At 64.3% G+C, this 22,562-nt stretch carries 22 protein-coding genes; 12 read left to right on the plus strand and 10 right to left on the minus strand.

Annotated features, from left to right (window positions below):
- The coding region (locus LCM4576_RS11015; protein WP_071032139.1) for a hypothetical protein at positions 1-1,116 on the plus strand (1,116 nt) is incomplete at its 5' end.
- 17 nt (positions 1,117-1,133) lie between these two features.
- On the opposite strand, the gene LCM4576_RS11020 is transcribed toward LCM4576_RS11015, so the two are convergent.
- The 7 genes from LCM4576_RS11020 to LCM4576_RS11050 form a co-directional block, all read right to left on the minus strand.
- Complete coding sequence (locus tag LCM4576_RS11020) at positions 1,134-1,637, minus strand: gluconokinase (RefSeq protein WP_071032140.1); 504 nt, start codon at positions 1,635-1,637, stop codon at positions 1,134-1,136.
- Between the two features lie 44 nt (positions 1,638-1,681).
- Positions 1,682-2,668 carry an ABC transporter permease gene (locus LCM4576_RS11025; RefSeq protein WP_071032141.1) on the minus strand — a complete coding sequence of 329 codons (987 nt, stop codon included), beginning with the start codon at positions 2,666-2,668 and terminating at the stop codon, positions 1,682-1,684.
- Positions 2,665-3,645, minus strand: coding sequence for an ABC transporter permease (locus LCM4576_RS11030; RefSeq protein WP_071032142.1), 981 nt, complete (start codon positions 3,643-3,645; stop codon positions 2,665-2,667). Before LCM4576_RS11030 ends, LCM4576_RS11025 begins: the two co-directional genes overlap by 4 nt.
- On the minus strand, positions 3,642-5,186 hold the full coding sequence (locus LCM4576_RS11035; RefSeq protein WP_071032143.1) for a sugar ABC transporter ATP-binding protein: 1,545 nt from the start codon (positions 5,184-5,186) through the stop codon (positions 3,642-3,644). Before LCM4576_RS11035 ends, LCM4576_RS11030 begins: the two co-directional genes overlap by 4 nt.
- 73 nt (positions 5,187-5,259) lie before the next feature.
- Positions 5,260-6,387: a sugar ABC transporter substrate-binding protein gene (locus LCM4576_RS11040; protein ID WP_040984125.1), complete on the minus strand. Its 1,128-nt coding sequence runs from the start codon at positions 6,385-6,387 to the stop codon at positions 5,260-5,262.
- Between the two features lie 453 nt (positions 6,388-6,840).
- Positions 6,841-7,869 (minus strand): LacI family DNA-binding transcriptional regulator, encoded by a 1,029-nt coding sequence (locus tag LCM4576_RS11045; RefSeq protein WP_071032144.1) that lies wholly within the window; start codon positions 7,867-7,869, stop codon positions 6,841-6,843.
- Between the two features lie 263 nt (positions 7,870-8,132).
- Positions 8,133-9,359, minus strand: coding sequence for an MFS transporter (locus LCM4576_RS11050; protein WP_071032234.1), 1,227 nt, complete (start codon positions 9,357-9,359; stop codon positions 8,133-8,135).
- Positions 9,360-9,514: 155 nt separating this feature from the next.
- Between LCM4576_RS11050 and LCM4576_RS11055 the strand changes: the two genes are divergently transcribed.
- Positions 9,515-9,802 carry a DUF3175 domain-containing protein gene (locus LCM4576_RS11055; RefSeq protein ID WP_071032145.1) on the plus strand — a complete coding sequence of 96 codons (288 nt, stop codon included), beginning with the start codon at positions 9,515-9,517 and terminating at the stop codon, positions 9,800-9,802.
- 250 nt (positions 9,803-10,052) lie between these two features.
- On the opposite strand, the gene LCM4576_RS11060 is transcribed toward LCM4576_RS11055, so the two are convergent.
- Both LCM4576_RS11060 and LCM4576_RS11065 read right to left on the minus strand, forming a co-directional pair.
- Positions 10,053-10,829, minus strand: a complete 777-nt coding sequence (locus LCM4576_RS11060) for a FadR/GntR family transcriptional regulator (RefSeq protein ID WP_071032146.1) — start codon at positions 10,827-10,829, stop codon at positions 10,053-10,055.
- Between the two features lie 102 nt (positions 10,830-10,931).
- Positions 10,932-11,828: an NAD(P)-dependent oxidoreductase gene (locus LCM4576_RS11065; protein WP_071032147.1), complete on the minus strand. Its 897-nt coding sequence runs from the start codon at positions 11,826-11,828 to the stop codon at positions 10,932-10,934.
- Positions 11,829-11,978: 150 nt separating this feature from the next.
- Here LCM4576_RS11065 and LCM4576_RS11070 point away from each other — a divergent pair, with 150 nt between their 5' ends.
- Positions 11,979-12,917, plus strand: coding sequence for an NAD(P)-dependent oxidoreductase (locus tag LCM4576_RS11070; protein WP_071032148.1), 939 nt, complete (start codon positions 11,979-11,981; stop codon positions 12,915-12,917).
- A 76-nt stretch (positions 12,918-12,993) separates the two neighbouring features.
- Here the strand turns inward: LCM4576_RS11070 and LCM4576_RS11075 are convergent, their stop codons facing one another.
- A complete protein-coding gene (locus LCM4576_RS11075; RefSeq protein ID WP_071032149.1) occupies positions 12,994-13,983 on the minus strand; it encodes a sugar-binding protein in 990 nt (329 codons plus the stop codon).
- A gap of 450 nt (positions 13,984-14,433) precedes the next feature.
- Between LCM4576_RS11075 and LCM4576_RS11080 the strand changes: the two genes are divergently transcribed.
- From LCM4576_RS11080 to LCM4576_RS11120, 9 genes are all read left to right on the plus strand, one after another.
- Positions 14,434-15,177, plus strand: coding sequence for an ATP-binding cassette domain-containing protein (locus tag LCM4576_RS11080; RefSeq protein WP_071032150.1), 744 nt, complete (start codon positions 14,434-14,436; stop codon positions 15,175-15,177).
- Positions 15,178-15,219: 42 nt separating this feature from the next.
- Positions 15,220-16,218: an ABC transporter permease gene (locus tag LCM4576_RS11085; protein WP_071032151.1), complete on the plus strand. Its 999-nt coding sequence runs from the start codon at positions 15,220-15,222 to the stop codon at positions 16,216-16,218.
- Positions 16,219-16,407: 189 nt separating this feature from the next.
- Entirely contained in the window at positions 16,408-17,235 is an 828-nt protein-coding gene (locus LCM4576_RS11090) for an AraC family transcriptional regulator (protein ID WP_071032152.1), read from the plus strand.
- Between the two features lie 105 nt (positions 17,236-17,340).
- Positions 17,341-17,784, plus strand: a complete 444-nt coding sequence (locus tag LCM4576_RS11095; protein WP_071032153.1) for an SRPBCC family protein — start codon at positions 17,341-17,343, stop codon at positions 17,782-17,784.
- 15 nt (positions 17,785-17,799) lie between these two features.
- Positions 17,800-18,594, plus strand: coding sequence for a xanthine dehydrogenase family protein subunit M (locus LCM4576_RS11100; RefSeq protein WP_071032154.1), 795 nt, complete (start codon positions 17,800-17,802; stop codon positions 18,592-18,594).
- Between the two features lie 56 nt (positions 18,595-18,650).
- Complete coding sequence (locus LCM4576_RS11105; RefSeq protein WP_041012187.1) at positions 18,651-19,133, plus strand: (2Fe-2S)-binding protein; 483 nt, start codon at positions 18,651-18,653, stop codon at positions 19,131-19,133.
- Between the two features lie 11 nt (positions 19,134-19,144).
- The gene (locus LCM4576_RS37490) at positions 19,145-20,512 is read left to right on the plus strand and encodes a xanthine dehydrogenase family protein molybdopterin-binding subunit (RefSeq protein ID WP_071032155.1); all 1,368 of its coding nucleotides are present in this window, start codon (positions 19,145-19,147) and stop codon (positions 20,510-20,512) included.
- 1 nt (position 20,513) lies between these two features.
- Positions 20,514-21,518, plus strand: a complete 1,005-nt coding sequence (locus tag LCM4576_RS37495; RefSeq protein WP_071032156.1) for a xanthine dehydrogenase family protein molybdopterin-binding subunit — start codon at positions 20,514-20,516, stop codon at positions 21,516-21,518.
- A gap of 8 nt (positions 21,519-21,526) precedes the next feature.
- Positions 21,527-22,408, plus strand: coding sequence for a MoxR family ATPase (locus tag LCM4576_RS11120; protein ID WP_071032157.1), 882 nt, complete (start codon positions 21,527-21,529; stop codon positions 22,406-22,408).
- The last annotated feature ends 154 nt before the right edge of the window (positions 22,409-22,562 follow it).

The raw sequence follows: 22,562 nt of genomic DNA on the forward strand, positions 1-22,562 counted from the left end.
AAATCCCGCAGGGCCAGCCGGCAGCCAACGTCGAACGAGATCTATCATACCGAGATCACCGCCGACGTGCCGGTGCCGGAGCGCAACGAGTCCGTTCGCTTCTTCAGTCGCAAGGTCATCCGCCCCGGAAAACTGCGCCGCTTCACCAACCGGGACCTGCGGGAGAGCCTGCTGTCCTGTTTCTATCTCGGCGTTGCGGCGATGCTGCCGGTCTCCTGGTGGGAACCCATCTGCGGTTGGGTGTCCAGGCTCCGGCGCAAGCGCCACCTTCGCAAGGAGTTCGCCCGCTATGACGTGGCGGTGAGGGCCGTGCTCGGCAATGCCGTCGACACGCGAGCGATGTTCGACGCGCAACTCGCCGCCATTCACCGCCGGCGGCTGACGCTTGCGGCGCATCTCGTCGCCGGCTGGCGCTGGTCGCCGGCGATCCGGCTGGAAGGCCTCGAGGCTCTGCAACAAGCCCTGCGCAACGGGCGCGGCGTGATCGTATGGTGCGACCAGTTCACGGCGCAGACGATCATGGGCAAGCGCGCCCTGCATGAGGCAGGCGTCGATACCCATCAGGTGAGCGCGCGGTATCACGGCTTCACCCCGAGCCAATTCGGCTTCCGCGTGATCAATCCGCCATTGGTCAAGGTCGAGAACCGCTTCTTGAAAAGCCGGATCGTCTTTGAGCGCACCGACGCCTATCAGGTCACCACGCGCGTCCAGAAGGCGCTGAAGGCAAACGGCGTCGTGCTGATGACCAACACCATCTATGCCGGCTCCGCCTTCGCCGAGGCTGCCATGGGCGAGCGCGGCTGGACCCACCTCGCCTCGGCGCCGGCAAACTTCGCCGCGCGCGCGGGTGCGGCGCTGTTTCATATGGCGACGATCGAGACGGTCCCCTTTCGCCAATATCGGGCGATCGTCGGCGAGCTGAGCGCGCGTCCAGAGGCACCTGCCAAGGACACGGCAGGGAAGAACCTCGTCGTTCAGGCGGGATTTATCCTGTCGAAGCGCGACCATATGCTGGAAACGCTCAAACTCTGTCCGGAGCAGATGATGGCCTGGTCGAGCGCCGTGCGGCTGACCGAGCGGCCGACCGAAGCCGCGATCGGCAACGAGGGGGCATGAAGCTCCGGCAATTGATGCTAGCCGACGATCTCTTTTAGAATCCCGGCAACGCTTCGGGTTCCGTCGACCGTCACCGCCCGCTCGTCCGCGGCGGGCTCTTCCAGCGTGGCGAACTGGCTGTCGACGAGGCTAGCGGGCATGAAATGGCCTTTGCGGTTGGCGACCCGCCGCCAGGCGGTCTCGCGATCGATCTTCAGATAGAGGAAGATGATCTCCGGACAAAAGCGGCTCAGCCGCTCGCGATAGGCCCGCTTCAGCGCCGAGCAGGCCGCCACCGCTTTGCGTTTGCCCGCAACTGAGGCCGTGATGTGCTCGCCTATGGCGTCGAGCCAGCCCTCGCGCAGCGCGTCCGTCAGCGGCTCGCCGCGTGCCATGCGCGCCACGTTCTCCGGCGGATGCAGCCGGTCTCCTTCGATGAAGTCGGCGCCAAGCGCCCCGGCGAGCGCCTCGCCGACGGCCGTCTTGCCGCAACCGGCAACACCCATCACGACGACGGYCGGCGCGGTCCGAAGATCGTTCATGCGAAGCTCCGGGATCTGCGGTCCTGCGCTTGCCTCATCCACGGTCAGCGRCTTGCCGGCGCGCGCCCGTAGAGCAGAAGCATGGCGACGATAACGACGCCATAGATGATCTGCCGTCCGGCCTCGGGCATCTGCATGACCGAGAGAATCGACTGCAACAGCGTGATCAGGATCACGCCGGCCACCGTCCCGAGATAGGAGCCGCGCCCGCCGAGGATCGACGTGCCGCCCAGCACGACGGCGGCGATCGACGGCAGCAGATAGGCGTCACCCATCGACTGCGCCGCTTTCGACGCATAGCCCGCCAGAAGCACACCGCCGAAAGCCGATAGGCCGCCGGAAACGGCGAAGGCGATCATCACGATGCGGCGCGTGTCGATGCCCGAGAGATAGGCGGCGCGCTCGCGGTTGCCGATGCCGTAGACGGCCCGGCCGAAGCTGGTGYGGGTCAAAACGAAGACCATCGCGGCGCCGATCAGCGCCCAGATGATGACGGCATTGGGAACGCCTGGAATGGTGAAGCCCGTCGCCAGATAGCGCATCGCCGCAGTCGCGGAATCCTGTGGCGAGAAACCGCCGGTATAGACCACCATCAGGCCTTGCGCGACGGCGTTGGTGGCCAAGGTGATGATCATCGAGGGAATGCGCAGATAGGCGACACCGATGCCRTTGACGATGCCGATCGCCACACCGCACAGCACGCCGAAGGGAATGGCCAAAGCGATGCCGACCGGYCCGTAGGCGGCCGCAGCGCAAGCCATCATGGCGCCTGCGGCGACGGACCATGGCACGGAGAGATCGATCTGGCCGAGCAGGATGACCAGCATCATGCCGGTGGCGATGACGCCGAGGAAGGACGCGACCTTCAACTGCTGCAGCAGATATTCCGGCGACAGGAAGCTGCGCGAATAGAGGCTGCCGAGCAAAAGCAGGATGACGATGCAGGCGAAGGCCGTGAGCACCGCCGGGTCGGCRCGGCGGATGAATTTCGGCATGCGGCCAGCGATGCCGCCAAGCGTTGTTTCGCTCACAGGAACCACTCCAACCGGTTGCGTACCCGAAACAGCGCGAAGGCGCCGAGGCTGACCGCGATCAGCAGGATAACGCCCTGGAACAGCGGCTGCCAGAGCGGATCGAAGTCGAAGACGAACAACAGGTCGCCGATGGTGCGGAAGGCGAGCGCGCCGAAGATCGCGCCGATGGCGCTGCCCTTGCCGCCGAAAAGCGAGACGCCGCCGAGCACGACCGCCGCGATCGAGAACAGCGTGTAGGAATTGCCGCTCGCATAGGCCGCCTCGCCCGTATAGGTGAAGAAGGTGAGGAACAGGCCGCCGACCGAGGCCAGCACGCCGGCCAGCGCATAGGCGATGAACTTGCCGCGCCGGATCGGCACGCCCGACATATAGGCAGCCGTTTCGGACGAGCCCGCGGCGTAAGCCGCGCGGCCGAATTCCGAACGGCTGAACGGCACCCAGACGACCAGCACGACGACGAGCAGCGCGACCAGCGAGGTCGGGATCACGTCGAAAAGCTTTCCCGTCAGCGCGTCGGCCAGGTCCTCATTGACCGATCCGCCCGGAAACGGCCGCAACAGGAGCCCGATGCCGTAATAGACAGCGCCGGTGGCGATCGTGGCGACGATCGGCTGCAGGCGCCCGTAGATGACGATGGCGCCGTTGATCGCCCCGCAGACCAGTCCCGCAGCGAGGACCGCGATCACGCCGAGCGTCGTCTCCAGCGGCGTGCCGACCACCAGCCAGGACGCCAGGYAATTGGTGAGAAGCAGGATCATGCCGACCGACAGGTCGATGCCGGCGGTGATCACCACCAGCGTCTGCGCCATGGCGACGAAGGCCAGAAGCACGCCCTTGTTGGCGGCCGTCTGCACGACATTGGCGGTGAACCCCGCGGGATGGTTCGTCGTGTAGATGATGAACATGACGATGAAGATGCCGAGCGCCAGCAGCGTTCCGCGCTGCTCGGCCAGTAAGTAGCGCCAGTCCTTCACGCGCCCGCTCCCTGCTTCATGTCGGCGCCTTCGCCATGGATATTGAGCGCGCTGGCGATCAGCGCGTGCTCGGTGATGTCGGCGCCGACAAGCTCGCGCTTGACGCTGCCGTCATAGAGCACGAGCACGCGGTCGCAGCAGCCGATCAGTTCGTCATAGTCGGTCGAATAGAACAGGATCGCGGCGCCTTGATCCGCCAGCTTGCGCATCAATTGGTAGATTTCCTGCTTGGTGCCGACATCGATGCCGCGCGTCGGGTCGTTGAGCAGGATGATGCGCGGTTGCCGCATCAGCCATTTGGCGATGACCACCTTCTGCTGGTTGYCGCCCGAGAGCGCGCCGACGGGAATGTCGAGCCCCGCCGTCTTGATCGCCAGCAGCCCGACCATGTCGTCGATCAGGCGCTGTTCGGCGGCGCGATCGATGATGCCGCCCTTGGCCAGCCGGTCGAGCGCCGCGAAGGAGAGGTTTTCGCGCACCGTCATCGGCAGCATCAGCCCCTCGGTCTTGYGATCCTCGGGGATCAGCGCCATGCCGATGCCGTCGTCGCTGGCTGCCTTCGGGCTGGAGATGGAAGCCTGCTTGCCGTCGATCAGCACCTCGCCGCGCAGGCCGCGCAGCACGCCGAAAAAGGCAAGCAGCAATTCGCGCTGGCCCTGCCCGTCGAGGCCACCAAGGCCGACGACTTCGCCGGCCCTGACGCTCAGCGAAATATTGTCGAGCCGGTCGGCCCAGGAGAGATTGCGCGCTTCGAGCACCGGCGTGGCAGCCGGTGCGGCAGCGGGTTTCGGCGGGAAGATGTGGCTGTATTCGCGGCCGATCATGAGCTCGACCACCTCATTGTAGCTTTTGGTTCCGGCCTTGTAGCTCGCGACATTGCGGCCGTTGCGGAAGACAGTGCAGTGATCGGCCAATTCGGCGATCTCGTTCATGCGGTGCGAGATGTAGAGCAGCGCCAGTCCTTCCGAGCGCAGCCGCTTCAGCACCTCGAAGACCTTGGCGACATCCGCTGCCGTCAGCGCAGAGGTCGCTTCGTCGAGGATCAGGATGCGCGGCTTGCGGGCCAGCGCCTTGGCGATCTCCACCATCTGYCGGCGCGACAGCGGCAGGTCCTTGACCAGGGCGCGGGGATGGATGTYGGAGGCGCCGGCGCGCGCCAGCGCTTCTTGCGCGATCTGCCGCTGCGCCTTGCGGTCGATCATGCCGAAGCGCTTCGGTGGATCGGAAATGACGATGTTGTCGGCGACGCTCAATTCCGGGATGAGCGACAGTTCCTGGAAGATGCAGACGATGYCGGCCTGGTTGGCGGCGGCCGGCGAGGCAAAACTCACCTCGCGCCCGTCCAGCGTCATGCGGCCTTCGTCGGGCGCCACGACGCCCGCCATGGTCTTGATCAGCGTAGACTTGCCGGCGCCGTTCTCACCGAGAATGGCGTGGATGCTGCCGGCGGTGACTTCAAGATCGGCCTTTTCCAAGGCTCTGACGCCGCCATAGCGCTTGGATATGCCTTCCATGCGGAAGAGCGGAACCGCACCGTCCATTGAGCCTCCAGGTAATATCTGCACGAAGCGGCGCCGCGGCTGATCCGCGGCGCCAAGCCATCGATTTGGAAGCTTACTGGTCCGCCTTGGTCTGGCCCATGATTTCCTGCGCGCTGAAATTGATGCCGCAGGTCGGGAAGGAATTGCCGACGAAGAAGTTGTCGGATTCCTTCGGGAAGTAGTCGGTCCCTTCCTTCATGTCCGGATCCGAGGCGATCGCCAGCGGCAGTTTCACTTCCTGCGGCACCACCTCGCCTTCCAGCGCCGCGATCGCGGTCTTGATGGCCACCGCGACCTGCGCCGGGCCGGAGCCGGCCGAAGTGCATTTCAGCCCATCGGCCGAATGCTGGGCGCAGAATTTGCGGAAGCCGTTCTCGGTCTCGCCRCCGAACGGCACGAAAGGATGCTTGGCGTCGATCATCGCCTGCACGATGCCGGTATCGCCGCCCTGGCCGGTGATGCCGTCGAACGGGCCGTTGGTCGCAATGGCGTCGGCGGTCACTTTCTGCGCCACGCCGTCATCCCATTTGCCGGCCACTTCGGTGACGTCCCACTTCTTGCCGGAAGCATCCAGCACCTCATGGATGCCGTTGTGGCGGTCGGTGTCGACCGAGGTGCCGGCGACGCCGCGCACTTCGAGGATCTTGCCGCCGTTCGGCACCTTCTCGACCAGCCACTTGGCCCACAACTCGCCGAGACCCTTCTGGTCGACATTGACGTTGATGGCATCCTTGGTGTCGAGGATGTTGTCGAAGGCGACCAGCACGATGCCGGCTTCCTTGGCGCGCTTGATGACCGGGCCGAAGGCGGTCGGGTTCTGCGCGTCGGTGACGATCGCGTCATAGCCGGAATCGATGAAGTTGTTGATCGCCGAGATCTGCGCCGGCACGTCCTCGCCGGTCGAGACCACCTTGAATTCCTTGATCTTGGCCTTCACGTCCGGCTGCGCCGCATAGGCCTTTGCCGTCTGCACCATCTGGATGCGCCAGGTGTTGGCGATATAGCCGTTCGAGAAGGCGATGCGGAACGGACCTTCCTTCTTGGGATATTTGAAGAATTTGGTGTCCGCCGACCACGGCGCGAAGCAATCCGGCTGCGCGGCGGGACCGGAGACGACTTCCGGTCCGGCGGCCATTGCGGCCGAATGGAGCATGACGAATGCAGTGGCGGCAACGACGCCRCCAACGAGTGACTTGATCATCGGTATTCCTCCCAAATGGTGATCAGCTGAACTGTGAAGTCCTGATGCTGTCGGCGGCACCCTCCTGCCCAACCGAAGCACTTGCCGGGCGACGTGAGTCGCTCTGCTTTCTCCTCTCCCCTCTTCCTCCGGGGCATTCAGAAAACTATCATATTATACATAATAAACAAGCATGAGCTGTTGCTTATGTATAATAAACAGACCTGACCTTTGCCGGATGTTGATTTTACAGACAAATGGTAGCGCTACCATCCAAGGCTGTAAAGCGCCGCCTTCGTCATTTTTCCGTGTTCTTCAGAGCGCTTCAAGGAACCCTGCGCAGCGGTTGGCCCGGCGTTCCGCCGCAGCCCTGAAGCGCGTCGCGATCTTTCAGATTCGCTCCATGCGCTTTAGGTTTTGATCTTTACGCATGTCTTTGTCCCGAAACCGGTTTCCACTTTCGGGAGACATGCTTTAACGCGCGGTGCTCTCGCGCCGAATGAGCTCGAAACCGAGGTCGACGATCCGCTGGTCCGGCCGGTTCCCGGCGATCGCCGCCAGCRCCATGGCGACGGCGCGCGTGCCGATTTCATAGCGATGCGTACGCACGCTGGTGATCGAAGGAAACGACACCTGCATCATGTCGAGATCATTGAAGCCGACAATGCCGATCTGCTTCGGCACGTCGAGCGATGCCCGATGGCATTCGAACAGGACGCCGAGCGCGATATCGTCGTTGTTGCAGAACACGCCGTCGAGCGTCGGCATCTTGGCCAGCGCGTCGCGGAACAGCTCGCGTCCGAGGCTCACGCTTGACGGCACCGGCGTCGTGGTGATCAGGCGCGGATCGAATAAGCCCGCGGCTTCCATGGCAGCGCGATAGCCGGCAAGGCGCCGCTGCGAGCGCGGATCCATCCTGGCGCCGATGAAGCCGATCTTGCGGTATCCGGCTTCAAGGAGGTGCTCGGCGGCCGTCCTGCCGCCATCGAGATGCGAGAAGCCGACCATCATGTCGACCGGGTCCGGCCCGGTCTCCATCACCTGCACCACCGGACAGCCGGCGTTCTCCAGCAGTCGCCGTGCGCTGGGCGTCTGGTCGATGCCGGCCACGATCAGCGCCGCCGGGCGTTGCGATCCGAAGACCTGCAACAGCCGCTCTTCCTCGAGGCCCGAATAATGGGTGTTGCCGATCTGGATGCGGAACGGACTGTCGGAAAGACTGTCATAGATGCCGCGCACCACCTCGGCGAAGACGTTGTTGGTGAGCGAGGGCACCAGCACGCCGAACACCTCGGCGCGCGCCGAGGCAAGCGCGCGGGCGTTCGGGTCGGGCACGTAGCCAAGCTCGTCCACCGCGGCCTGTATCTGCCGTCGAAGATCCTCCGACACCCGCCCGGGCTCGCRCAGCGCGCGCGACACGGTGATGGCGCCGACACCGGCCTTGCGCGCCACATCGGCGATCGTTGGACGGCCGCCGCCGCGACGGGAGCGCGGCTTGCTCAAGGGCGAGCCTCGCGCGGCAAACCCCGCCCGCTGCGCGCCTGCAATGCCATTGACCCTGGTGTCGCCATCCCGCAGGCCTGTACCGCGTTCATCAAAGCATGTCTCCCGAACCGGTTTCGGGACAAAGACATGCGCAGAATCAAGAGCCTAAAGCGCAGAGAGCGAATCTGAAAGATCGCGACGCGCTTTAGCCTTGGCGTCGCGCAGCCGCGATTTGTTGTCAAGCCGAAGCGTCTTCCTGGAAAAGCGCCGGCGCGAGCTCGTCAGGCCATGGCGACGCCGCCGCGCCTTGCTTTCCAGAACACCAGAACCATCACCAGGATGTTGAGCAGGTTCCAGGCAATCCCGTTCAGGAAGGCGGCCGAATAGGAACCAGTGAGGTCGTATATCCAACCCGACATCCAGCCACCGATAGCCATGCCGAAAATGGTCGCCATGATGACGATGYCCACGCGTTGGCCGGCCTCTTTGGCGGGCATGTATTCCCGCACGATGATCGCATAGCAAGGCACGATGCCGCCTTGCGAAAGGCCAAACACCAGCGAGACGGCGTAGAGCGAGGCGAGCCCGTCGAAGGGAATGTAAAAGAACAGCGACAGGCATTGCAGCACCGAACCGATCAGCAAGGTCTTCACCCCGCCGATCCGATCGGCGACGAAGCCGGAAGCGAGGCGGCTGACGACGCCGGCGGCCATCATGATCGAAAGCATGTCGGCGCCATGCGCGACGCCGTAGCCGAGGTCCATGCAATAGGCGACGATATGCACCTGCGGCATCGACATCGCTACGCAGCAGCCCAGGCCGGCTATCACCAGCAGCATCTGAAGTGCCGCCGGCGACAATGCAATCGGCTGGACCGGGCGCGTGCCTGGCGAGCCTGCCACAACCACTGGAGCACGACGGCGCAGCATCAGGACCAGCGGCACCATCGTCACCAGGCACGCGATGCCGATCGCCAGATAGCTGAAGCGCCAGCCCTCCGCCCTCATCAGCGGCGGTATGATCGCCGGCCAGACCGTTCCGGCGAGATAGCTGCCGGACGCAGCCGCAGCCACCGCAACGCCGCGCCGACGATTGAACCAGTGCGAGATGTCGGCGATCAGCGGTCCGAAAATCGCCGATGTCCCCAACCCGATCAGCAAGCCTTGAGCGAGCGTGAATTGCAGGATCGAACCGGAGAGCGACGCCAGCAGGAAGCCGGCAGCCAGCGCCGTCGAGGAAACAAGCGCCGGGATCCAGTAGCCGACACGATCGATGGCGCGCCCGACCAGCACATTGCCGGCCGCGAAGCCGACCATGGTCGCGGTGTAAGGCATCGAGGCCGCGGCGCGATCGATGCCGAACTCGGCCTGGACCGCCGGCAGGACGACGACCACCGCCCACATGCCGACGCCCCCTATGGTCGCCAACAATACGGAAATGGCCAACCTCGTCCAGGCATAGCTACTGTCTATGCCTGGGAGCGCTGCATTGCTGGAGATCGTCGTCAAGGCGTTCCTGTCCGCTGTTCTCGAAGTCGGCGGTTCGGCCTCCACTATCGGCGCATTTGCCGAGCCGAGCAGCGCCAGGACGCACAATTCGGTGACTCCAGAGCCTGGAACCCGTCTCTCCTCCTGGAGTTTTGCCTTGAGGAAGGAGTTTTGCCATGACCGCCAAAAAGAAATGGTCGGCCGACGTGACCGAGCACAGCGATGCGCTGGATCTCGAGGAGCACGTCTTCGAATCCGACGACGCCAAGAAGATCGCCGCCTCGCTCAAGCRCTCGGCCGAGCACAGCGACCGCCGCAAGGCCGAGCCGTTCCAATCCGCTATGTCGATGTTGAATTTCTACATCAACCGCGCCGGCAGGAACCTGCCCGAAGAGCGCAGAAAAGTGCTGGAGAAGGCGAAGGACGAGCTGCGCGTCGCCTTCGGCCGCGAGAAGCAGGATTGAGGGTTGCTGAAACCGGCTGGCACCAGTTCCTCAACACAGGGATCTGGAAAGATCGCAGGCTTGTCGGGTAAGGCTATCAACGTCCGTTTGGGGTAGTCAGCGCAAACGCTGGCGATGACGTGAAGGCTCCTGAACCTCGTCATTCCAGGGCGATAGGCGTCTTAGCCAATCGCMAAGGCATGGGGTCTGCCAACGCACGCATGGGCGGCGGCAAAGTTTCTGTGCTGGACAACTGGCCCGGTAGAAGGCCTTAACGCGACTGGATCACGTCGTCCGTATTGGCGAGCAGCTTGCGGACAGCGCTGCGCGCAGCATCCGGCCTTTGCAGGCGGATATTCCTCTCGATCGCCTCATGCAGCTTCTGGGCATGCTGCAGATTGTCGAGCTCGCGGGTCGTGTAGGTGAAGAGATGGTCGAAGGCGGATTCGATCAGCACGCCGAGCGGCACCAGCAAGTCGTTGCCCGAGGCCCTGAGGATGGCGAGATGGAAGCGCGTGTCGGCGCGGGTGCGCTCCTGCAGGTTGGTCGCTTCCCCCATCTCGCGGCAGGCCTGGCTGATTTCGGCCATCTGCTCGTCGGTGCGCCGCATCGCCGCGAAGGCTGTCGCCTCCGGCTCGATGATGTGGCGGAACTCCTGCACAGTCCTGAGGAAAACCTCGCGGTCCGGCGACGTCGCGTACCAGGACAGCACGTCGCGGTCGAGCAGGTTCCAGCGTTCCTTCGGTTCGACCCAACTGCCGATCTTCGGCCGCGACGCCAGCAGGCTCTTGGCCATCAGCATCTTGATCGCCTCGCGCACCGCGGAGCGGCTGACGTCGAAGGTCTCCGACCATTTCGCTTCATTGGGCAGAATGGTGCCCGGCGGATAGTCGCCGCGCACGATGCGAAGCCCGATTTCGCTGGCCAGAGACGTGTGCACGCTGGCGCCCGGGATGCGTGGCGCGTCGGCCCGGCGGAARCCGGCTGGACGCTCCGCAGCCGTCGTCTTCGTCGGCTTTTTTTCGTTGTTCGGCTTCGCGTCCCGCATAGGTCCAGAAAATCCGGTTTTCAGAGYCTGTCAAGCACGGCAGGCCCGCTTTGCCGCAACCTGCGCAGATGTGCACAGCTCAACCGGCATTTGGGCGTCGCCTCAGGCCGATTTGACGTATTTGCGCCAGCTATGCTCAGGTCGGAAGCCGAGCATGTCGCGCGCCTTGCGGTTCGACAGCAGCGTCTCATATTCGCCAAGCTCGGCCTTGACCGGCACGCCCGGATAAAAGCGCTTCAACAGTTCCGCCGTCGGCAGGTCGGACGAGGTATCGTCATTGGCCGCGTTGAACACCTGATAGCCCAGGCCATCCTTCTCGATGGCCCGCAGGGTGATCTGGCCGAGATCGCGCGCGTCGACGTAGCTCCACGCGATTCGCTTGCGGAAGCCGGGATCGGCGAACCATTTCGGGAACAGCGAATATTCGTGCGGCTCGATGACGTTGCCGATGCGCAGCGCGTAGATGTCGGCGCCGCTGCGCAGCGCGAAGGCCCGGGCCGTCTTCTCGTTGACGATCTTCGACAGCGCGTAGGAGTCCATCGGGTCGACATCATAGTCCTCGTCGAGCGGAAAATGCGTCGGATTACGCGGCTCGTTGGCGAAGACAAGGCCGTAGGTGGTCTCGCTGGAAGCGATGATCACCTTGCGTATGCCGAGCTTCACCGCCGCCTCGACGACGTTGTAGGTGCCCATCGCGTTGATGCGGAACACCTCGTTGTCCGGCGTGATCATGATGCGCGGGATCGCCGCGAAATGCACCACGGCGTCGACCGGCTGCGCCCGCAGCGACGGGTCGAACTCGTGCAGGCCCATATAGCTCGACAGCGCATTGAACACCTGCCCGCTGTCGGTGATGTCGGTGATCAGAGTGCGCACCTTCGGATTGTCGAGCGGCTTGGTGTCGATGTTGAGCACCTGACAGCCATGTTCGACCAGATACTGAACGACATGCCGGCCGGCCTTGCCGCTGCCGCCGGTGAACATGATCCGCTTCGTCATTTTACTCTCCACAAGGCTCGGGAATTATGTGTATTGTCAGACAATATGGCATTCCGCAATCGCCCGCCACCCGCGATCCGCGGAAACCTTCTCGACAATCGCCCGCCGCGCGGGCGCGCCCATCACCATGAAAGACAGGGAAGAGACGACATGAGCACCACCGCTGCCCGCGAAAAAATCGGTTTCATCGGCCTGGGCCTGATGGGGCACGGCATCGCCAAGAACATCGTTGACAAGGGCTATCCGCTCACCTTCCTCGGCCGCAAGAACCGCAAGCCCGCGGAAGACCTTCTGGGCCGCGGCGCCAGGGAAGCGGCCACGTCCAGGGATGTGGCGGCGGCATCCGACATCGTCTTCATCTGTGTCACCGGCTCGCGAGAGGTGGAGGCGATCATCCGCGGCTCCGGCGGGCTGAAGGAGGGCCTGAAGCAAGGTTCGGTCGTCGTCGATTGCTCGACCTCCGATCCGGTCTCGACCGTGGCGCTGGCCGCCGAGCTCAAGACGCTCGGCGTCGACTATGTCGATGCCCCGCTCAGCCRCACGCCCAAGGAGGCCTGGGAAGGCACGCTCGACGCCATGGTCGGCGCGCCGGACGCGGTGTTCGCCAGGCTGAAGCCGGTGATCGAGACATGGGCCGGCCGCATCGTCCATATCGGCGACACCGGCGACGGCCATCRCATGAAGCTGCTCAACAACTTCGTCTCGCTGGGCTATGCGGCGATCTATTCGGAGGCCCTGGCGCTGGCGCAGAAGGTCGGCATCTCGCCGCAGCGCTTCGACAGCGTCATCCGCAACGGCCGCATGGATTGCGGCTTCTACCAGACCTTCATGCGCTGGACGCTGGAGGGCGACCGCGACGCGCACAAGTTCACCATCGCCAATGCCTTCAAGGACCTTACCTATCTGGAATCGATGGCAGGCGCCGCCGGCATCGCCAACCCGCTCGGCAACGCCACCAAGAATTCGTTCGCGACGGCGCATGCCACAGGCCCTGCCGAGCAATATGTGCCGATGCTCGCCACCCATATCGGCAAGCTCAACGGCGTTGACCTGATGCCCTCGAAGGACGGCGTGAAGCAGAAGATCTGACAGCAATTCCATGAAAAGTGCAGGGGGCGCCTTGTGGGCGCCCCCTGCTTTTCGATGGCCCGGATGCAGCCTCCGCCTACTTCTGGATGCAGGTGTCGGCCGTTTCCTTGGTGCATTCGTCGAGGCCGGTGAAGACTGGATCGTCGACCTTCTTGTTGCCGATGAGGTCGAGCATCACCGACGGCGCCTTGTAGCCCATTTCGAACGGCCGCTGGCCGACCAGCGCGGTCACCAGGCCTTCCTTGGCGATCGCCACCTCGTCGCCGATCGTGTCGGCGGCGCCGATGACGAACTCGTTCTTGGCGATCTTGTCGGCCATCGGCTTGAACAGGTCGCGATAGGGTTGCGGGGCGCCGAACAGCGGCCAGCCGCCCATGATGCCGAAGGCGTCGAGCTTCGGATTGGCGGCGAGGATGTCGGTCATCGCCTGCACGCCCTTGGCGCCGTCGTCATTGGTGAACACCGGGCATCCAGGGGCTTCGGTCCAGCCGCCCTCGCCTGCCAGCGCCGCGAGGCCTTCCTTGCCCGACAGCGCATCGCGCATGCCTTGCGCGCGGCGCAGGATGTTGTCGGCCGCCGGATTGCCTTCGATGGTGCAGATCGTRCCGCCATTCGGCTTGGCCTTCTTGATGTATTCGCCGATCTTCTTGCCCATCAGGTAGTTGTYGGTGCCGAGATAGGTCTTGCGAAGGGCGGCATCTTCCTTGGCAAGGTCGGCGTCGACCGTCATGATCGGGATCGACGGATTGGCGCTCTTGATCGTCTGCGCGATCAGCGGCGCGTTCGACGGCGAGATCGCCATCGCCGCCGTATCGGGCTTGCTCAGCATGTCCTGCACGATCTGCGCTTCGCCGGCTTCGTCCGAGGTCGATGCCGGACCAGTGTAGAAGCATTCATATTCCGAGCTGGCGTTCTCCTTGTTCCACTTCTCGCAGCCCTGGTGGATGGCTTCGAAGAATGGATTGTCGAGACCTTTCACGACGATGACGAGCTGTTTCTTGGCCAAAGCCGGCCCGGCGCCCAACGCCATGGCGGCGACGGCGGCAAGCAAAAGTGTTTTCCTCATATCAKTCCTCCCTTGAAACAGACGGACACCGCGTGCCCGCCACACCGATCAGACCGGATGCGCAAGACCCATGACGAGCACTCRTGATGTTCGCGTCCTGCGCCGGGCTGATAAGCATTTGCCGATCCGTTTGCCCCAATACTGGCGCAGCCGGATCCTTGACCTTCAAACCATTTGCCCGCCTCCGCCTGATAGACGGACGATGGGCAAAGTCTTCCTCCGAGACTTAGCTAATATCGGCTTTTCGCCAGCGTCAATTCCTATTTGTCCTACAAAACCGATTTTTCGTCGAGTCTCGAAATTAATCGTCCGACAATTGATTGACGCCCCTGTCCGCTTTTGCCTAAATGCGTCAACGCGCCGTTCAGGAGGAGATGGACGGAGCAAAGRCGCAAGAGGCGCCGGCCAGGCTGGCGACAAATGCGCAACAAATGGGGAGGCTTAAGGCTGGTGCCGGTTCTCGAACTCGCCAACATCTCGAAGCATTTCGGCGCCATCCAGGCGGTCAACGACGTCTCGTTCTCGCTGGAGGCCGGCGAGGTCGTCGGCCTGATGGGCGACAACGGCGCCGGCAAATCGACGCTGGTCAAGATGATCGCCGGCAATTTCCGCCCGAGCCACGGCACCATTCATCTGGACGGCAAGGAGCTTGTCATGCACAAGCCGGCCGATGCGCGCCAGCACGGCATCGAAATCGTCCATCAGGACCTCGCGCTCTGCAACAACCTGACGGCTGCGGCCAACGTCTATCTCGGCCGTGAGCTGCGCAAGGGCGTAGGACCATTCCGCATCCTCGACTATGGCGCCATGTATAAGCGCGCCKGGCAGCTCTTCGCCGAGCTGAAGTCCGAGACGCGGCCGCGCGACCTCGTCAAGCAGATGTCGGGCGGCCAGCGCCAGGCGGTGGCGATTGCTCGCACCATGCTGTCGCAGGCCAAGATCGTGCTGATGGATGAGCCGACAGCGGCGATCTCGGTCAGGCAGGTGGCCGAGGTGCTCAATCTCATCCGCCATCTGCGCGATCAGGGCATCGCCGTGGTGCTGATCAGCCACCGCATGCCCGACGTGTTCGACGTCGCYGACCGCGTCATCGTCATGCGGCGCGGCCGCAAAGTGGCCGACAAGAAGATCGCCTCGAGTTCGCCCGAGGAAGTCACCGGGCTGATCACCGGCGCCATCGAACAGGTTGCGTAGTCGTGTGGACCGAACCGTCCAGCGCCTTAGGAAAGGTCGATAATGGCAGTCACCCTTGACCAGACGATCGCGCAGAAGCAGCACACCTTCCTGTCGCGGCTCTTCGCCAACCAGACCTTCTGGGTGGTGATCGCGGTCATYCTCGCCTGCCTCTTCCTGTCCGTCRCCACCGATTCCTTCGCCACGTCGAAGAACCTCTTCAACATCACCCGCAACGTCACCTTCACCGCTATCGTGGCGCTCGGCATGACCTTCGTCATCATCACCGGTGGCATCGATCTGTCGGTCGGCTSGGTGCTCTGCCTTTCCTCGATGGTGCTGGCCGTCACCATGCATGCCGGCTATTCGATCGAAGTGGGCATCCTGGCCTCGATCGCCACCGCGCTGGTCGTCGGTGCCTTCAACGGCGTGCTCATCGCCTATCTCGGTTTTCCGCCTTTCGTGGTCACGCTCGGCATGCTGTCGGTGGCCCGTAGCCTGGCCATGGTCGCGTCGAACAACACAGTGGTATTCCAGTTCGGACCGGACCATCAGAAGCTTCTGGCGCTCGGCGGCGGCGCCTGGGTGTTCGGCATCGCCAATCCGGTGCTCTATATGATCATCCTGGCGCTGATCACCGGCTTCATCCTGCGCTGGACCAAGTTCGGCCGGCACATCTTCGCCATCGGCGGCAATGAGCACGCGGCAACGCTGACCGGCGTTCCGGTCAAGCAGATCAAGGTCGCGGTCTATATGATCTCGGCGCTGTCGGCCGGGCTCGCCGGTATCATCCAGACCGGCTGGCTGGGTGCGGTCACCACCAATCTCGGCAACGGCATGGAGCTGCAGGTCATCGCCGCCACCGTCATCGGCGGCGCCAATCTCGCCGGCGGCGTCGGCACCGCGCTCGGCGCCATCGTCGGCGCCGCCCTCATCGAGGTGATCCGCAACAGCCTCGGCCTGCTTGGCATCAACGCCTTCTGGCAGGGCACCTTCATCGGCGGCGCGATCATCCTGGCGGTACTGTTCGACCGCATCCGCAATTTCCGCAGGAGTGACTAGAGCCTCTTTCTTCCTTCTCCCCTGTGGGAGAAGGGGTCGCCGCCCCTATCGCTCAGTCTGAAAATCCGTCCCGCTGGCCGCTCCCCAAACGTCCCTCATCATTGCTCGCCTTGACGCCACCGCAAAGTCAGCCGCACTATTCCCCGGCAGGCGAAGGGAGGCCAGTCGCCTGCGGGAGGAACGATACCCATGACGGACGCGATCAGGCTCTACTGGGGCCGGTTCGGACATGTTTCCGTGCTGAATGTCGCCAACGACTTCGTCACCCATGCCCATGGCGAGGCGCATCTCATCATCTGGCTGGAAGGTACGGCTGGCGAAATGACGATCGGCCGCGAGACGGTGCGGCTCGGGCCTGGCACCGCGGCCGGCATCAATTCGTTCCAGCCGCACAGCCACGCCCTTTCCCGCGACGGCAAGCCCGGCCTGTTCCTGGCTTTCTACATCGATCCGGACTGGGCGCGCCGGCGCCGCGACCTGCCTTCCTCGGCGCCGCTCTTCACGCAAGCCGCGATCACACTGGAGCCCTGGCTGCATCAGGCGGCGGCGAACCTGCTCGACCATCTCACCGACAATGAGAGCATCGACGACGTCGCCAATTACGAGATCGAGCGCTTCATCGACAGCGTGCTCGATGCCGCGGACGCCTCGGCGCCGCAGGCGGCGCGAGCGCGCATCAACACGATGCTCGACTTCCGCGTCCGCAAGGCGATCCAACTGATGAAGGCCAATGTCTGCGAACGCATCTCCTTCGATGACGTCGCCCGTGCGGTCGGGCTCTCCCGACCGCATTTCTTCGCGCTGTTCAAGGAACAGACCAACCTGACGCCGAACGTCTACTGGAACACGCTGCGCATGGAGGAAGCCGTGCGGCAACTACAGTGGTCGCAGGAACCGCTGATTTCGGTCGCCTGCAATCTCGGCTTCACCACCCAGGGCAATTTCTCGCGCTTCTTCCGCGACCATGTCGGCGTGCCGCCGACGCTCTACCGCGAAGCCGCGCGGGCTACAGCCTGAGGCGCCTGTTTTTCCGACTGGTTGATACGCGCTCAAGACGCATTGATAAGCGCAAGCTGACCGACCGCCCTAACCTGCTCCCGATCTTTGCAAGGGAACCAGTCTATGGCGAAAGTCACCATTTCCAGCGTCATCGACGCGCCGGTCGAGCAGGTCTGGGCGCGCATCCGCGACTTCAACGGCCTGCCGGGCTGGCACCCGCGCATGGTGGAAAGCCATATCGAGGCCGGCAAGGACGCCACCACGATCGGCTGCGTGCGCAATTTCAAACTGGTCAGCGGCGCGACACTGCGTGAAAAACTGCTCGACTTCTCCGACGAGAATTTCCTGGTCAGCTATTCGATCCTCGAGACGCCGCAGCCGCTCACCAATCACAAGGCGACGCTGCAGTTGCGCCGCGTCACCGACGGCAACCGCACCTATGCCGAATGGACGGCGAGCTTCGACGCAGCACCGGAGGACGCCGACAAGCTGGCCGAGGGCATGGGTGCCAATGTCTYCCAGGGCGGCTTCAACGCCCTGAAGGCCCATTTCGCCGGCAACAATTGAACCGGGGAGCGCGCCATGTCGCTTGCGCTGCAGACTTTTTCGAGCGTGAAAGACGCCAACACTGCGTTGCGGGCCCCTGGCACGCGCTATCTCGGCGGCGGCACGCTTGTCGTCCGCGCGGCCAATGAAGGCGACGTCTCCGTCTCCAGCCTCGTGCGTGTCACCGATCCCGCCCTGTCGCAGTTCGCGGTTTCGGGCGGCAAGGTCCGGCTCGGCGCTTCGGTCACCATGGCGGCGATTGCCCGCCACCCCGAGCTAACCGTGCTCACACCGGCGGCGCGCGCTGTCGGCGGGCCGGCGATCCGCAACATGGCGACTGTCGGCGGCAATCTGTTCGCCCCTTCCCCTTACGGCGATTTCGCGGTGGCGCTGCTGGCGCTGGACGCGACCATCGTCACCGAAGAGGGCGAACTGCCGATCGAGACTTTCCTGGCCGGTCGCGACACCAGCCGCGCCATAGTGACGGCGGTAAATATTGCGCTGCCCAAAGCCGAGAGCTTCCGCTTCCTGAAAGTGTCGCGCGTCAAGCCGAAGGGCGTGTCGGTGCTGAGCATCGCCGCACTCCTGCGACGCACGGAGGACGGCACAGTGACGGCAGCGCGGATCGCGCTCGGCTGCATGGCCGATCGGCCGATCCGCGCTTTAGCTGCCGAGAAAGCGCTGCTCGGCTGCAAGCTGACGCCGCAGGAGGTCGCGCCGGCACTGGTGGCCGCGAGCGAGGGCATTGCGCCGATCACCGACCCGATCGCCAGCGCCTGGTATCGCGCCGAGGTCCTGCCGGTCCATCTCGGCCGGCTGTTGTCGAATTGATCCATGGGGGACGCGCGTCTGTCCGACCGATCCGGGCAGGCGCGCAGGGAGGAAAGATGGCGAAGGTACCTGTTCAATTCACACTCAACGGCTCGGAGAAAGCCGAGTTCGTCGAAAGCGGCACGACGCTGCTCAACGCGCTGCGCGACAAGATTGGCGACACCTCGCCCAAGGGCGGCTGCCATCAGGGCACCTGCGGCGCCTGCTCGGTCATCGTCGACGGCGAATTGCGGCTCTCCTGCCTGACACTGGCCGAGACCTGCGGCGGCGCCGACATCAAGACGACCGCCGGCCTCGCCGAGGGCGGCGTGCTGCATCCGCTGCAGCGCGCTTTCCTCGATGCCTTCGCCACGCAATGCGGCTTCTGCACGCCGGGCATGATCATGGCAGCAAAAGTGCTGCTCGACCGCACGCCGAACCCCAGCCGCGAGGACGTGGTCGAGGCGCTGTCCGGCAACATCTGCCGCTGCACCGGCTACGAGCCGATCATCCAGGCGGTGCTGACGGCCGCGCGCGCCAACTCGCAGAACGCCGCCTGAGGAACCGAGCCATGGAACTGCGCAAGGATTATTTCGCCGATGTCCGCAAGGACGGCCTGCAYGAGATTGGCCATCCGCGCCCACGGCTCGATTCGCCGGGACACGTCACCGGCAAGACCGCCTATTTCGCCGACCGGAATTTTCCGGGCATGCTGCATCTGAAGATGGTGCGCAGCCCGCACCACCATGCCCGCATCCGCTCGATCGATACGTCGGAAGCGGAGAAGCACCCMGGCGTCGTGCGCGTGCTGACCGCCAAGGACGTGCCGCACAATGTCTACACCATCCTGATCCTTATCCAGATCGGGCCGGAGGACGAAACCGTGCTCGCCGACGGCAAGGTGCGCTGGAAGGGCGAGGCCGTGGTGGCGGTGCTGGCCGAGACCGAGCGCGCCGCGCAGGAGGCCGCCGCCAAGGTCAAGGTCGACTACGAGGTGCTCCCCGCGGTCTTCGACATGGAGGAGGCGCTGAAGCCCGGCGCGCCTTTGGTCAACGAATATCACGGCCAGAACTACTATCTCTATGACAGCGGCGAATGCCGAAAGGTGCGCTTCGGCGACGTCGAGGCCGGTTTTGCCCAGGCCGACCACATTCTCGAACAGTCCTATCAGTCCTCGCCGATCGAGCATGCGCCGACCGAGACCACCGGCTGCGTGGTGGCGCCCGAGGGCAATGACCGCTTCACCTGCTACACCAATACGCAAGCGATGTTCTTCACCCTCGACAACACATCGATCATCCTGCAGATGCCGGGCTCGAAGCTGCATTTCGTCGGCGGTACGGTCGGCGGCGGCTTCGGCGGCAAGGTCGACGTCATCGTCGAGCCGATCGCCATCCTCGGCGCCAAGCTAACCGGACGCCCGGTCTGTTTTATCTACAGCCGCGAGGAGGAGATGCAAATCTCCTCGCCGCGCGCGGCCGAGAAGGTGGTGATCAAGGACGGCCTCATGAAGGACGGCCGTATCGTCGCCCGCAAGGTGACCGGCTACACCGATGCCGGCGCCTATTCCCGCCACTCGCCCTATRGCGCGCAGAAAGGCGCCGCGCATTATCCCGGGCCCTACACGATCCCGAATGTCTGGATCGACACCTATTGCGTCTACACCAACCGCACCCCTTCGTCGGCCATGCGCGGCTTCGGCGTCACCATCGGCGACTTCGCGCTGGAGGTGCAGATGGACAAGCTGGYGCGGCTAATCGGCATGGACCYGCTCGAATTCCGCTTCATCAACGCCTATCGCGACGGCGACATGAAGGCGCATCGCCAGCCGACCGAGGGGGCGGCGCTCATCGAATGCATGCAGGAGGCCTCGCGCGCTGCCAATTGGCCGGTGGCCGAAAAATACATGGCGATGTCCTCCTACAGGAAGGGAGCCTGAGATGGCGATCCGGCGTGGACGCGGCGTTGCCGCGATCAACTAWCCGACCGGCATGAACCTCGGCGGCGACCCGACCCAGGCGCTRGTGCATTCGACGCCGACCGGCAATTTCATGGTCACGCTTTCCAGCGTCGATCTCGGCCAGGGCATGAAGCAGATCATGGCGCAGATCTGCGCCGAGACGATCGGCGTGCCGACGGACCGGGTCATCATCGACACCGCCGACACCGACACCGGCCCGCACTGCATGGGCACCTTCGCCTCGCGCGGCACGCACCGCGCCGGCAACGCGGTCATCCAGGCGGCCAAGGAAGCGCGCCAGGTGATGCTGGAAGTGGCGGCCGAAGAGCTGGAGGTGAACGCCTCCGACCTCGAGACCGACGGCCAGGGCAACATCCAGGTGAAGGGCGCGCCGCAGAAATCGATCTCCATCTTCGATGTCGCGCTGTCGGCGCATTTCAAGCGCGGCCGCTCGATCTCGGGCCGCGGCATGTTCCTGATCCCGCGCTCCTACCCGGAGAAGGAAACCGGCGCGATGAAGCCCTCCACCTGCTACGCCCACGCCTGCACGGTGGCCGAAGTCGAGGTCGACGACGAGACCGGCGAAGTGACGGTGCTCACCGTCAAGAACGTTTTCGAGATCGGCCGCGCGCTCAACCCGAAGATGGTCGAGCAGCAGCTGGTCGGCGGCTCCTGGATGGGCATCAGCCACGCGCTCTACGAAACGACCGAGCCTTATTATCCAAACCGCGATCACGGCGGCACCGATTTCAACCAGTATCTGATGCCGGGCCCCGGCGATCTGGCCGAGACCGAGATCATCGTGCTGGAGCGTCCTTCCGCTGACGGTCCGTTCGGCGCCAAGGGGCCGGGCGAGATGTGCGCCAACCCGCAGATACCGGCMGTCGCCAATGCCGTCTTCGACGCCGTCGGCGTGCGTATCGACACGCTGCCGATCACGCCGGAGCGCATCCTGCGCGCGCTGAAGGCGCAGGCCGCGGGCTGAGCGGGAAGATGGCAAACACCGACGCCGTGGAGGTCGCCGCTTCGCCTGGGGCGATAGCCGAGCGCCTTGCCGCTTCGCGCTATCTGGCCGACGACAGCCTGGCCACCGCGATCTTCCTCGCGATCCGCCTGGGCAAGCCGCTGTTGCTCGAAGGCGCGCCGGGAGTCGGCAAGACCGAGGCCGCGAAGGCGGTCGCCGAACTGCTTGGACGCGAGTTGGTGCGCCTGCAATGCTACGAAGGCATCGACGCCGGACATGCGCTCTACGAATGGAACTACCAGCGCCAGCTGCTTGCCATCCGCCACGCCGGCGAGCACGAGATCGACATCTATGACGACCGTTTCCTGATCGCCCGGCCGCTGCTGCAGGTGCTGCGGGCGCCGGAGCACCGCGTGCTTCTGGTCGACGAGATCGACCGCTCGGACCACGAGTTCGAAGCGCTGCTGCTCGAATTCCTCTCCGACTTCCAGATCAGCATCCCGGAACGCGGCACGATCCGCGCGGCAAAGCAGCCCATCGTCATCCTGACCTCGAACCGCACCCGCGAGCTTGCCGAGGCGCTGCGCCGACGCTGCGTCTACCACTGGATCGGCTACCCCGACGCCCAGCGCGAGGCCGAGATCATCATGATGCGCTCGGGTGACGTCGCCGAAGCGACGGCGCGCGCGGTGGCGAATGCCGTGCAGGAGATCCGCGCCCGCCCGCTGGCCAAGCCGCCGGGCATCGCCGAAGCGGTCGAATGGGCGAATGCCGCCACCATCCTCGAAAAAGGCGGCAGCCCTTGGCCGGAAGCCTTCCGCCGCGCCATCGGCGTGCTRATCAAGGACGAGGAGGATCTGTCGGCGATCGCGCCGGAGCTGGGGAGGATTGTCGAGGAGGCGCTGGGGTGATGAGCAATCGCAACACGCTGGCGCGATACCCCAAGGCTAATGCGCGACGCTGGCGGGACAGCACCCCCCTCTGTCCTGCCGGACATCTCCCCCGCAAGGGGGGAGATCAGCTGTCGCATCGGCTTTCGCCAATCGCCGACGCCGCTGGATTGAG

The organism is Mesorhizobium sp. LCM 4576, from assembly GCF_001854815.1.
GTDB lineage: Bacteria > Pseudomonadota > Alphaproteobacteria > Rhizobiales > Rhizobiaceae > Mesorhizobium > Mesorhizobium plurifarium.